Origin of the sequence: Streptomyces sp. NPDC086554, from assembly GCF_040686095.1 — a bacterium.
Lineage (GTDB): Bacteria > Actinomycetota > Actinomycetes > Streptomycetales > Streptomycetaceae > Streptomyces.
The window spans coordinates 215894-228561 of the sequence record NZ_JBFBJK010000001.1; the positions used below are offsets into that span (position 1 = coordinate 215894).

At 70.2% G+C, this 12668-nt stretch carries 10 protein-coding genes; 3 read left to right on the forward strand and 7 right to left on the reverse strand.

What is annotated here, in order from left to right:
• The 6 genes from AB0O76_RS00930 to AB0O76_RS00955 all read right to left on the reverse strand — a co-directional run bounded on the left by AB0O76_RS00930 (position 1) and on the right by AB0O76_RS00955 (position 7921).
• A complete protein-coding gene (locus AB0O76_RS00930; RefSeq protein WP_365483520.1) occupies positions 1 to 897 on the reverse strand; it encodes a hypothetical protein in 897 nt (298 codons plus the stop codon).
• Positions 894 to 2852 carry a hypothetical protein gene (locus AB0O76_RS00935; protein WP_365483523.1) on the reverse strand — a complete coding sequence of 653 codons (1959 nt, stop codon included), beginning with the start codon at positions 2850 to 2852 and terminating at the stop codon, positions 894 to 896. Before AB0O76_RS00935 ends, AB0O76_RS00930 begins: the two co-directional genes overlap by 4 nt.
• Positions 2849 to 3892 (reverse strand): PD-(D/E)XK motif protein, encoded by a 1044-nt coding sequence (locus AB0O76_RS00940; protein WP_365483526.1) that lies wholly within the window; start codon positions 3890 to 3892, stop codon positions 2849 to 2851. The genes AB0O76_RS00935 and AB0O76_RS00940 overlap by 4 nt, the downstream gene beginning before the upstream one ends.
• Positions 3889 to 6468 (reverse strand): Z1 domain-containing protein, encoded by a 2580-nt coding sequence (locus AB0O76_RS00945; protein WP_365483529.1) that lies wholly within the window; start codon positions 6466 to 6468, stop codon positions 3889 to 3891. The genes AB0O76_RS00940 and AB0O76_RS00945 overlap by 4 nt, the downstream gene beginning before the upstream one ends.
• A gap of 102 nt (positions 6469 to 6570) precedes the next feature.
• A complete protein-coding gene (locus AB0O76_RS00950; RefSeq protein WP_365483531.1) occupies positions 6571 to 6708 on the reverse strand; it encodes a hypothetical protein in 138 nt (45 codons plus the stop codon).
• A 196-nt stretch (positions 6709 to 6904) separates the two neighbouring features.
• The gene (locus AB0O76_RS00955; protein ID WP_365483534.1) at positions 6905 to 7921 is read right to left on the reverse strand and encodes an SEC-C domain-containing protein; all 1017 of its coding nucleotides are present in this window, start codon (positions 7919 to 7921) and stop codon (positions 6905 to 6907) included.
• A 196-nt stretch (positions 7922 to 8117) separates the two neighbouring features.
• On the opposite strand from AB0O76_RS00955, the gene AB0O76_RS00960 reads away from it, so the two are divergent.
• A complete protein-coding gene (locus AB0O76_RS00960) occupies positions 8118 to 8870 on the forward strand; it encodes a class E sortase (RefSeq protein ID WP_365483537.1) in 753 nt (250 codons plus the stop codon).
• Positions 8871 to 8978: 108 nt separating this feature from the next.
• A complete protein-coding gene (locus tag AB0O76_RS00965) occupies positions 8979 to 10565 on the forward strand; it encodes a carboxylesterase family protein (protein ID WP_365483540.1) in 1587 nt (528 codons plus the stop codon).
• A gap of 25 nt (positions 10566 to 10590) precedes the next feature.
• On the opposite strand, the gene AB0O76_RS00970 is transcribed toward AB0O76_RS00965, so the two are convergent.
• Positions 10591 to 11991 (reverse strand): MFS transporter, encoded by a 1401-nt coding sequence (locus AB0O76_RS00970; RefSeq protein WP_365483543.1) that lies wholly within the window; start codon positions 11989 to 11991, stop codon positions 10591 to 10593.
• 137 nt (positions 11992 to 12128) lie between these two features.
• Here AB0O76_RS00970 and AB0O76_RS00975 point away from each other — a divergent pair, with 137 nt between their 5' ends.
• Positions 12129 to 12659 carry a helix-turn-helix domain-containing protein gene (locus tag AB0O76_RS00975; protein ID WP_365483546.1) on the forward strand — a complete coding sequence of 177 codons (531 nt, stop codon included), beginning with the start codon at positions 12129 to 12131 and terminating at the stop codon, positions 12657 to 12659.
• Positions 12660 to 12668 lie beyond the last annotated feature (9 nt).

Genomic DNA, 12668 nt, shown 5'->3' on the forward strand with positions numbered 1-12668 from the left:
TCACGCCTCCTGGAGGATGCGGGTCGCGGCCTGGAGTTCGGAGGCGAACAGGCTCGGCGAGTTCTGTCGGAGCTGCCGCAGGTCCTGGATCGTGCGGCCGGGGAAGAGCTGGTGGAAGAGATTGACGAGGGTGGTACCCAGAGAGTCTTCGGGGAAGTCCGCGTCGTCGACGAACTCCTCCTTGAGCAGGGCATGTTCCACCATGATCCGGGCGCAGTCGGAGTACACCATCGAGAGGACGACGCGATCCACCGGGCCGGGCCTGGCTGCGTGTGCGAAGGCGACGGACACCTCCTCGGCCTTCTCGTTGACGAGGAGAAGCATGGAGCCCATCGCCGCGGCGTTGAGGTCCGAGCCGAGTTGCAGGTGCCAGGCCGCGCCGTCCCTGAACGAGGTGTGGGCGAAGTCGATCACCGTCATAGGGAAGAGCGGTGCATCGCCCTGGAGGCGCAGTGCCGCCGCGTCGTCCCAGAGCAGTGACCCGGCGCGACGCGGCGCGAAGGGGGCGGCCGTCCCGGCCGTACGGGAGAGGACGAGCACCGTTTCCAGGGAGAGCACGCCTCCGAGTTGGGCGCCCGGCAGGACGGCGTGCAGCTCCACGGTGCGTACACCATCGCCGGTGAGCGGAACCCGCTGAACGGAACCCCGGAGGTTGGAGCCGGAGGCAGTCCAGATGGCCGCGAGGGTGAGCACCGCGCCGTCGGTGAGGGCCGCTCCCGTGCGTGCCGCCGTCAGGTCGACATACATGGTGCGGCTCAGCTCGACGTCCATGCGGTAGTCCCAGAAGTCCAGTGACTCGGGAAGGTCGGTGGTGGCGCCGTCGAGGACGAGCTGCCACGGCTCGGCCCGGACGCAGGAGGCGGCGGGAGAGCGGTAGGGGAGGGCGAGCCTGCTCACGAGACGATCACCGCCTGGGTCTTCACGGTGATCTCCGTGATGGTGTCCGGGGCCGGGCGGACGACGGCACGCCAGACCGTGTCGTCGCCGCCCTCGATGACGAGGGTGGGTGTGGCGTGGAGCTTGCCGGTCGGGTCCTCCCAGCCGACGAGGCCGGGCATGGCGGCGCCCGCCGGTGGGTCGGTCTCACGGTTGCCGGTGCCGGGAAGTGCCACGGCCAGCTCGACGCGGACGCGCTGCACGATCGGCGCGGGCAGGGTGAACGCCTGCACAAGGACGGAGTGCCCGTAGCGCTCCTCGTACGTGGTCTCGCCCGAATATTTCACGCGGGGGCGGGGAGCCCGGGCCGTGCCGTTCTCCGAGGGCGAGGCAGCGTCGGCTGCGTCCGCGCCTCGGCCGCCGCGCCGCGAGTCTGCGCGGGCGCGCCGGTCCGGCAGCTCCTCGTCGTCGTCCGGCGCCGCTGTGGCGCGGCCCGTGGACGTGGTGCCGTAGTCCGTGGCGCCCCCTGTTCCCCAGGCACCGCCGACCAGTGGGGAGAAGCGGGCGCTGGCCGCGCCGAGCGCCACGTTCGCCGAGCCCTCTCGGGTGGATCCGCCCAACTCGAGGAGTTCGTCGACCGCTTCCTTGAGACGGGTGAAGGTGGTGCGGACGAAGGTACGGTCCTGGCCCTCCAGACCTTGGTGGTTCCACGCGTCATGCGTCGGGGGCTCGGCCCCTGCGTACGTGGCGTCCATCTCCTCGTCGGCGCGGAAGACGCCTGCGTACGAGAGGAGCTCGGCACCGGTCTCGCGCCCCGGCCAGTAGGTGACCACAAGCTCCGCGGGGCGCATCAGCGCCACGTGGTGCACGGACCGTTCGACCTGCACCATCTCCATGGCCCGGCGCGCGGCGGGGGAAGGCTCGCGAGGGACGACCGGGCGTTGGACGAGGCCCAGCCGCCCCAACTCCCTGATGGGCCTCTGGCACGACAGTGTTCGTCCCTCGTCCGTGGCCAACTGGCGGTAGGCGTCAACGAAGAGGTTGAGCGGGGACGTGGTGCGCGGATCCGGGATGGGGAAGTCGCGCCCTTCGCAGGTGACGGAGAACCGCATGGGCGGGGTGCCGTCGGAGCGCTCCAGCATCTTGGGCCACAGGTGCCAGGCCACTGTTTCGGAGAGGTAGGCGGCGGCCTCCTTGGGCTCCAGGCCGTCGAGTTGGGGGTCGAGGACGACGATGCTGGTACCGGTCTCGTCGTCGCCGAACGACGTGAGGCCCAGGCGACGCGCCGTCTCCTCCGCGGCGGCGCCGATGAGGGGGTCGATCACGTCCCCGGAGGCGTCGCCCCACCAGTGCCGGCCGGTGTACTGCGTCTCGACTCCTTCCGCATCCTTCGCTCGATAGCGATGCGACAGGGCACAGCCGATCAGGCGGGTCTCCAGTTCCCCGTCTTCATTGCGGCAGCGGGTGTGCACGAGCACCGTGTGGAGGCTGGACAAGAGGTAGAAGATGGCCTTGCCGAAGCCGTATGTACCGCCGCCGAGCTTGGTGTCGCGGGGTTCGCCGACGTTTCGTACGAAGGCGATGAAGTCCTGTCGGTCCTTGGAGATCTCGTGGGCGCGAATGGGGCCGCCGAGACCGTTGGTACCCCGGTCGGAGATCGTCATGATCCGAATGCCCGCGCGAAGTGCGTCGCGCAGGGCGAGGTGGTCGTTCGAGGGAGCGCCGTTCAACAGGAGCCTGCGCCAGGTGTCGGCATACGCCGGGCCGACGTACCTGAGGTCGATGCCGAATCGGACCGGTCCGCTGTGCCCGGGGTCCTTGGCGTCCCAACTGTTCTGTGCGGCTTCGCGTACAAGGACGGTGAGCAGGTCCAACTCGGGGCGGCCGAGCTGGTTGAGGATGCCCTCGGCCGCGCTCGCGCCTTCCGGCGGAAAGGGCTGGGAGTACCACTGCGGTTCGGTGCGGGTGTCTGTCACTTGCTCCCCCCGAGCATGGCGGCCAGATGCCTCTCCACCCCGGTCATCGGCAGAGGGCTGGGCGAGGGCACGGTGAGATCCACCGTGTATTCGACGTCGGTCACGTTGCCGGGTACCTCGGCCAGGGCGAGGTCGGCCGTCGTGATGCGGGGGAAGCCGGCGGCCACCGCGTACCAACGCTCTTCGCGTACGATGAAGTTGGTCGTGCGGTAGCGCTCCGCGTCGACGGTGAGGTACCCGACCTCGGCGAGGAGACCGAGCAACGTGCTCTCGTCGTCGCACAGTCGCAGCGCCCGCTCCACCAGGTCCACGACGCTCGTCCCCTCGCCGCCCTCGGGAACACGCTCGACGCGCATGCAGGCGAGTTGGAGGGAGCCACCCTCGGGTGGTTCCAGTTGGCGCAGGCCGTGGACGCGTACGCGCAGTGCGTCGCCGGTCGTGGTCTTCACCTCGACGGCGTCGGTTCCGGAGCTGAAGTCGTGCGGGCTGCCGCTCGGCCCCGTCCACAGTCTGTGGGCGCTGGGGTTCTCGGTGAGGAGCCGAAGCAGTATGTCCAGTTCGCCGTACAGGCCCGCGAGTTGTTCCGGGCCCAGCAGCGTCCCGGATGTACGGAACAGAGCCCGCCAGCGATCCAGGACGCGGTGCAGGCTCTTGAGCGCCTGGGAGGAAGCGGGAGTCTGCTCGTCTTCGCCGAGTCGGGCCATTTCCCGCAGGACGTTCTCGCCGAGTCCGGTGAACACGTCGTCGAGGTCGCGGCGCAGGCAGCCGAGGTCGGCGTAGTACTGGTAGACCTCCTCGTCCTCCAGGGGGCGCCTGCGCAGGCGCAGGACCTGGCCGTCGCGGATCTCACGGACGTGCTGATTTCCGGCGATGGGTATCAGCAGATGTCGATGACCCTCGTGGTCGACGGCCGCGAGGACCGGGCCGCGCGAGGTGGTGACCGGCAGCGGGGCGGTGCGCAGCCGATTGTCCGCGGACACGGGGGCGAGCAGGAGATCCCGCCAGCTCTCCTCCAACGCCCGCCGGAATATGTCGGTCACGCGGCGTCCTCGCCCTCGACGGTGCGCTGGTCCTCGTCGTCGGTGTCCTCCAGCCGGATGCCGGAGAGGTCCGCCGAGATATAGCTGCCGTCCCAGTCGACCGTGCTGTCCTGCTGCCGGGGCTCGGGAAAGACCAGCCCGATGCCGATCACGTGATCCTCGGCGCCGAGCGGCTCACGGAACTTCTTGCGGAGCTCGGAGGGGCGGGAGTCCTTGTCGATCGGGTACAGCACAATCAGGCCGGTGTCCGGGAGCTGCCTGCGCCGCTCCCGCTTGATCTCGTCCTCCTCCAGCCCACGGGGGACATCCGCCAGATCGACGGTGGCGTCGGCCCGGCTCATGAGGGTCTTGATGTCGGCGAAGTCCGGTTCTCCCGTGGGGCTTTGGAGGCGGGCACGGGTGATGCGACCGACGGCGATGTCCGGGGCGAACGAGAAGTCGGTGTCGGGGTCGCCCGCGCGGTTGCCGACGATCGCGACGTTCCAGCGCAGAAGGGAGCTTCGCTGAACACGGCGCCGGATGTATGAGGAGATCAGTTCGGCGTCGCACTCCTGGGAGCTCTCGTGGAAGCGGTATCGGCCCAGGAAGTCGAGCACATCGGTGTGCGCCACCCCGTGCAGGATGTGTCGGCCGTCCTCGGGGCGCGAGTCCTGGGTGACGGCTTCCGCGACGGCTCGACGCACCAGGTCGCGGGCGGCATCCTGGTTGTCGCGCAGCCATTCGGCCCGGGTGTGGAAGTAGCGGGTCTGAATCCGGCGACCGCCGTAGGCCGCGCTGGCCCTGATCGCGGACTGCATCTTGGCGGCGGCGGTCACCCGCAGCACCGGGTGGGTGCGCAGACGGACCGCGAACGTCTGCGGCGTCTCGTTCTCGTGGAGGTACACGTCGATGTCGCGACGCATGTCCGCCTCGACCGTGGCCAGATGCCGGAAGGCGGCGTGGAGTTCGTCCGTCATCCATACGCGAGGGAGATCGGCGTAGCCGTGCCGGAAGCCGAACCAGCGGCCCATCTGGAGCAGGGTGTCGTACGCCGAAGCCGCGCGGACGAAGTAGGTGACGGCGAGGCCTTCCAGGGTGAGGCCTCGGGAGAACTTGTTGCCGCCGACCGCGATGGCTACCACCGGGCCGTTGTCGTAGTCGAGGGTGTCCTCGCTGTCGGAGTTGTCCATGATGATCCGGCAGTCGCCGATCACGCCCGGCAGCTCTTCCAGGAGAGTGTCGAAGGGGACCTTCGTCTCCCCGAAGTCCTCGGCGGGCACCCGTGCGGTCTCCTCGTCCCAGAGAGCGCGCAGCCGTCGCAGGGTGTCGGCGTCGTCCAGGTGTCCCAGGGCGTGCGTGCGGATCTTCTTGAGCGGTACCCGGAAGCTGTTGTGGACCTGGATGCGCATGCTGGTGTGGATCAGCATGGTGGCGTGCTTGTTGCCGGTGCCGCGTACCCGGCGGGCGGCCGTGGTGAGCCAGAAGTACTGGACGGCCTTTTCGAGGGTGTCGGTGATCTCGGGAGTGAAGCCGTCGGCGTCCGCCCTCGTTGAGGGGCTGACCAGGGGGATGTCCTCGGCGGGGACGCTGCGGATCATGTCGTGCCCGTCGTCCACGTCCTCGGGGTCCTCGCCGTCGAGGGCGTACCGACCGAAGAGGACCTCCGTGCCGAAGTGGGCCTTGGGCTGGGGCAGGTTGGCGATGAAGTCGCTCGGGTACAGGTCCTTCGCCGCCGGGTCTATGAGGACGTTGGCGAAGGGCGTCGCGGTGTATCCGACGTACGCCGCCTTTGGCAGGGTGTCGAGGATGCGGAGGATCAGCGGGTTGATCGAGGTGGTGGCGACGCTGGCCTGGTCGGCCTCGTCGTCGATCACCAGAGCGGGGGCCTGCTGCAGGTAGTCGGAGGCCGACTCCAGCCAGCGGGCGAACTTGCGGAGCACGGTGGCGTTCTTCTTCACCACGCACAGCACGTGGGTGCTGTTGCTGCCGCCGAAGAAGGACGCGGCGTTCTCCGTCGGGACGAAGTCGCGGTCGAGACCGGTGAGTTGGGACCAGTTCGTCGGGTTCGACTCCACCAGTTGTTGGGCGAGGCGGGCCTGGGTCTGGCGGCGCAGGCCGTTGTGGATCCCGGCGAGCACGATGAAGAGCTTGTAGCCGCGGTCGGCCGCCTTGGCCATCACCGAGGTGAAGTTGGTGGTCTTGCCGGACTGTACGTAGCCGACCACCAGGCCGCGTGTCGAGAACTCGGGTTCTTTGGGGTGGTTGAGCAGCGAGACGACGCGCGTGGAAGCAGAATCGAGGTCCTCGATCGCGTCCGGGCCCCAGCCCGACCTCTCCAATTCCCGCTGGATGGCGGGCCACGCGCGGTCGTTCTCGCGCGGGCCGGTGTACCAGGTCTCCCGGTTGCCGTTGACTGCTACCCGCGGCTCCTCCATCTCCTTGATGGAGAGCAACTGGTGCTCGTGGAACTCGCGGATGCGCTGGATCCGCTCGTCGTCGACCCCCAGAATCTCCAGCTGCTTCACCGCTTCGGTGGGCGTGCTGGTTTCGAGGAGGTTGCGGAAGACGTCGTACATTCCGCCGAGTTCGCTGCTCACTGTGTCTCCTTGCCGGGCCGCGCGTTAACGCCAGTACCCCGAGTACTTGCCTGGCTCCAGGAAGTTGGTGGAGCCGTGAAATTTCAGAATGAGCGCTTGGCGCTATTCGGGGTGCAGGCCGACCGGGCTCACCGCTGGATCAGTGCAGCCGAGATGCCCTGTGCCTTTGCGGCGGGGCGCCTGCGTGAGGCCGTCGGCGGGCACGCCGAAGTGCCGGTCGGCGGAGGGCGCATGGGGCATGGGCTGTGATGTCCTCGGGAGCGCGGGGCCGGGTCTGCGCAAGCAGAGGCAACAGCTCGGCAGCCCCGACGTTCCCTTGCGACGGTATCGCACAGGAGTTTCAGTGCGGGCATGGATGCAGAGGTATGGGGCCAAGGGCTTGACCAATGGCCTTGAAAGGGCCCCGAAGGCTGGATTCAGGCGGTCCGCCGTGCCGCTACGGTCGCCCGTGACACTCCCCATAAACCCGCCCCGACCCACACCAACAAGCAGCCTCTGGCCGGGGAGGCCACCCCACAGCCCGCCCCCGCGCAGCCAACGTCGTCGCATACTGCGGCAGCAGCGACACATCCGTCGGATCGGACCCCTCCGACGCCGCGAACGCCTCGTACGACGGGACCGTGCCCGTCACGATTCCCAGGTTCGGGGTGCCCGACGCGGCCAGTTCCCTGAGTGACGACTCTATGGTCGACAAGTGCGCCTCGTGGGACGGGTATTCCGCTTCCAGGGACGGGTACGCCGTCAGGAGTTCTTCCAGTTCCGTTGAGGGCCAGTGGAGGACCGCTACCGGGAACGGGCGCGACAGCGCCTCCCTGTACGAGCCCAACTCCGCCTGGATTCGGGAGATTTCCGCGCGGAGTTCCGCCGGGTTGTCCGAGCCCAGGGACCAGATGCGCTTGGGGTCGTGGAGTTCGTCCAGGGGGACGGGGGATGTCGAGACCTCGTCCGCCAACGTGTCCCAGGCGTCGTGCGTTGTGCCCAGCAGGCGGCGTACGCGGTGGCGGCCGAAGAGGAGGGGGCGTTGTTCGTAGGTCGGGGTGGCGTCGGACGCGTCCTGGAGGAGGAGGTCAAGAGCCGCCGTGTACGTCTCCTGCGCCTGGGTCAGTTCGTCGTGGGATTCCAGGGACTCCGCCACGATCACCCAGGGGGCCGGGTCCCTCGGGGACGCGGTCCGTACGCCGTCGATGATCGCCCGCGCCTCCGCCTCGTGGCCGTACTCCCAGAGGTTCGACGCCTTCAGGGCGCGGATGAGGACCGGGGCCGACGCCGGGTGCGGGGCGTCGGGGGCGAGCAGGCGGTCGTACAGCGTTGTCGCGCGGTCGCGTTCGCCGGCTAGCTCCAGGTGGGCCGCGGCCTGGAGCAGGAGCTGCTCGGCGTCCTCGGGATACAGGCCGGCCGTGCGCTCAAGGCGCTCGGCTTCGGCGATGTGGTCGGCAGGCGTGTCGGGGCGCATACGGGACACCGTACTGCCGAGGGGGTGGATTGCAGGAGGGTTGCCGGGGCGATCGGCGTCGGCTCCTGGGTATGACTCGTGGGCATGGCTTGTTCGGCGCGTTGGCTTTATCGTGCGGGCGGCCTTGGAGAGGAGGGTGCCGGTGCGGGAGCGGATTCCTGTTGTTGTGCAGGGGAGGCGACGCGGGGCCTTTCCGGTGCGTTTGCTCTGGAACCTCGCCGAAGTCGGCGTCACCCTCGGCGTCGTACTCCTCCTTCTCGTCGCCCATCAGCTCTGGTGGACCAATCGGCAGGCCCGTGAAGGCGCCGAGCGCCAGGTCCATGCCCTTGAGGAGGAGTGGGGGAAGGGTGACTCCGGGGATCCCGTGACGGGGGAGGAGCCTGTTCCCTCCGAGACCCCGCAGGATGCCGCCGCCCCTGACCCGGCAGACGCCGGTCCGGCGCCCGAACCCCGGCGCCGGCAGCAGGCCGCCCAGGCCCCAGCCCCAGCCCCCCGCTGGGACCAGGCCTACGCCGTCCTCCGCATCCCTCGGGTCGGGATCCGGGTTCCCGTCGCGGAGGGGGTGAGCAAGAGCGGCGTACTCAACAAGGGGTACGTCGGGCATTACGGGCGCACCGCTCAGCCCGGCCAAGGCGGGAACTTCGCCCTCGCGGGGCATCGGAACACCCACGGTGAGCCGTTCCGGCGGATCGATCGGCTGAGGGGTGGGGACGAGTTGGTCGTCGAGACCAAGGGGGCCGTTTACACGTACGTCGTCGACAAGACCCTCGCGCAGACCTCCGCCGGTGACAGCGGCGTCATCGCGCCCGTGCCTCGCAGTCGCGTCAAGGCCAGCCATGGCTACAGCTCGCCCGGGTACTACATCACCCTCACCACCTGCACCCCCGAGTACACCTCCAAGTACCGGCTCATCGTGTGGGGGAAGCTGCAGTCCATGCGGCCCCGGTAGGTAGGTCAGCCGTAAATCGCTGGCATGCGGGTTGATGCGGCGGGACCATCGCAGGTGTCCGGGGCGGGCGACCTCAGTCGCGTTTCACCGTCCCAAGAGGGAGCTGCGATGACCGCCGTCGTCCCGCCCGAGCCGATCGAAGTCCGTACGGCAGCCGGAGTGCTGCGCGGCTGCCGCGCGGCCGGTGTGGCCGTCTTCCGTGGTGTTCCCTTCGCCGAGCCGCCTGTCGGTCCGCTGCGGTTCGCGGCGCCTCGTCCGGCACGGGGGTGGGACGGGGTGCGGGACGCGGTGTCGTACGGGCCGCCGCCCCCTCAGGGCGGTCATTTCGGCATGGACGCGCTGGCGCGGGACGCGGCGGGCGACGACGACTGGCTCACGGTTAACGTCTGGTCGCCTGAGCCGGGGCCGGGGTCTGACCCCGGGCTGCCCGTGATGGTGTGGATCCAGGGCGGCGCCTACACCATCGGCATGTCCGGTCTTCCCGAGTACGACGGCGGGCGGCTGGCGAAGGAGGGCGATCGCGGAGGTGGGGTTGTCGTCGTCACGTTCAACTACCGCGTGGGGCTTGAGGGGTTCGGGCAGATCGAGGGGGCGCCGGCCAACCGGGGGCTGCTGGATCAGGTCGCCGCCCTGGAGTGGGTGCGCGACAACATCCGGGCCTTCGGCGGCGACCCGGACCGTGTCACCGTCTTCGGCCAGTCGGCGGGCGCCGGATCGGTCGCCGCGCTCCTCGCGATGCCGAGTGCGGCCGGGCTCTTCGGGCGGGCCGTCGCGCAGAGCGTGCAGGGTACGTACTTCTCGCCGGAGCTCGCCGCCGACATCGCCTCGGCCTGCGCCGCCGAGCTGGGGTTGCGGCCCACGGTGGCCGACCTGTCCGCGGTGGCACCGGATCTGCTGTCGGCCGCCGGTGACGCCGTCGGCGCCAAGACGGAGCAGTGGGCGGAACGCTGGGGTCAGGTCGCGCATAGGAAGATTCTTTTCTCGCCGGTTGTCGACGGGGACGTGCTGCCCGCCACCCCTTGGCAGGCTCTTGCCGACGGCGCCGGCCGGGGCGTCGAGCTCCTCGTCGGTCACACGCGGGAGGAACAGCGGCTGTTCACCGCCGTCGAAGGGCTGCTCGGCCAGGTGAGTCAGGAGCAGGCGGCGGCCGCCCTGGATGTTTTCGCGCCGGGGCGGGACGGAGCGCGTCGATACCGCGACGGTTTTCCGGACGCGGGGCCGGAGGAGTTGTACGAAGTCGTGCATTCGGACTGGTTGTTCCGCATGCCGAGTCTCCACCTCGCCCAGGCCCAGGCCGTCGGCGGCGGACGTGCCCACCTGTACGAGCTGACCTGGCGCGCACCGGGCATGGGCGGTGCCTTCGGTGCCTGCCACGGCCTCGACGTACCGCTCGTCTTCGGCAACCTGGACCGCGGCCAGCCCGCCGTCCTGATCGGCGGAGGCGAAGGCCCGGTTCCGGAGGCGGAGGCGCTGTCCGCACGTATGCGCGCCGCATGGACCGCTTTCGCCGCCCATGGCGACCCCGGCTGGCCCGCGTACGACACCGGGCGACGCCTCGCCATGGTCTTCGGCCCCCGGTCAGCGATCACCACCCGCCCGGGCACCCGGTCAGAGATCACCACCTACCCGGAGGAAGCCTCCCGCCTGATCTGGCAGGACCATGCCTTTCCCGTAGTGCCGCTGACCGGCCGGTAGCGCGCCGCCGCTATCACCGCCGTCATCACCGGCGCCCCCGCAGCAGCGCCACGCACCCCGCCCCCACCACCCCGAGGCCCGCCGAAACCACCAGCGCCACCTGCGCCCCGTGACCCGGTGAGCCCGACGATGTCGACACCGCGATCATCAGCGCCACGCCCGCCGCCGAGCCGATGTACCTCGCCGTGTTGTTCGCCCCCGAGCCCATCGCGGCGCGCTCGGCCGGCACGGACGACACCGCGAGCAGCGGAAGCGCCGCGTTCAGGAAGCCGCTGCCCGCGCCCGAGATCAGGAGGCCGGGGAGGAGCAGCGGCCAGGGGCCCGCGGCCGCCGCGGGGAGCATCGTCAGGACCGCCGCCGCGTGCAGGGCGAAGCCGAGGGCCAGTTGGTGGCGGGGGGAGATCTTGCCTGCCAGGCGGCGCGCCTGCAGGGCCACGGCGAAGGACGTACCCGACCAGATCATGAGCAGCGCCGCCGTGCTCATCGCGGACAGGTCGAGCGTCTGCTGGAGCAGCGTGGGGAGGTAGCTGAAGAGGGCGATCACCGCGAAGCCCGTGAAGAAGCCGCCCGCCGATGACGCCAGGAACGGGGCCTGGCGCAGGAGGGTCAAGTCGAGCATGGGGGACGGCGTGCGGTGTTCCACCGCGGCGAACGCCGCGATCAGGGCGATGGCCGCCAAGAGCAGCAACACCACCGGCGCCCGCAGCCAGCCGTCCCTGCCCAGCGTCAGCGCCGCCACCAGTGAGACAAGGGCCAGGCCCAGCGTCAGCGACCCCGCCAGATCGGGGCGGCCGCCGCGCGGGGCCCGGGACTCCGTCAGTGCGCGCGGGGCGAAGGCGGCCACCACCAGCGCCGCCGCCCCCAACACCGCGTACGCCAAGCGCCAGTCGGCCAGCGATGCGATGCCGCCCGCGAGTACCGGGCCCACCGCGATGCCCCCGCTCACGAACGCGCCCCAGATGCCCGTCGCCCGCACCCGTCCGGGACCCGCCGGGTACGCGTGCACCAGCAGGCCGAGGCTGGCCGCCAGGATCGCCGCGCTCGCCGCGCCCTGGGCGACCCGGGCGAGGGTGAACAGCCATGTCGACGTCGCGAGGGCGCCGAGTGCCGTGGTGATGCCCAGCGCGACCGTCCCGGAGAGGAAGATCCGGCGGCGGCCGTAGTCGTCGGCGAGGCTGCCCGCCACCAGGAGAAGGGCCGCGAGGCCGAGCGGTGTGCCGTTGAGCAGCCAGGCCTGGGCCGAGAGCGGCGTGTGCAGGGACGCGGCCGTGTCGGGGAGCGTGACCATCGGCGCGGTGTACGTCATCAGGGCCACTGCGGTGGCGGCGCTGGTGACGGTGAGGGTGGCCGTCGGGCGCGCGTCCGCGGTGGGTGGGGCGGCCGCCCGTGGAGCGGCGGGGGCAGCAGTGCGTACGGGCTGGGACATGGCCGGCTCCTCCAGGGGGCGCATAGCCGAACGGGAAGTCAGGAAGGTTCATTCATTGAACCTGGCGATGTCGATGACCGTAGCAGCTCAAGTTCAATGAATGAACCTTGAATCGGGAAAGTGGCTACAGTGGGGCCATGGCTCTCGGCAAGGACTACGCGGCGCAGGAGTGCTCCATCGCCCGCGCGCTTGAGGTCGTCGGGGAGCGCTGGACGCTGCTCGTCGTCCGCGACGCGCTCTACGGCGTGCGGCGCTACAACGATTTCCTCGTCCACCTCGGCATCCCCCGCGCGGTCCTCGCCGCGCGCCTCCAGACGCTCGTCGCGGCCGGAGTCCTGGAGAAGCGGCCGTGCGCGCAGGTGCCTTCGCGGCACGAGTACGTCGTGACCGAGCGGGGCCGCGCTCTCTGGCCGACCGTGCGCGCGCTCGGCGCCTGGGGGCGGGACAACTTCCCGGAGAGCGAGCCGCTGCGGCACTTCCTGCACGCGGCCTGCGGCGCGGAACTGGGAGCCGTCGGTGACTGCCCCGCCTGCGGCATCCTCGTACCCGTCGAGGACGTCGAGATGGTGCCGGGGCCCGGGCTCGATCCGGACCCGGCGGATCCGGTCAGCCGGGCGCTGCTCGCGCCGCGAAGGCTCCTTACGGCCGTCGAAGTCGATCCTGTATAACGGCAGTAC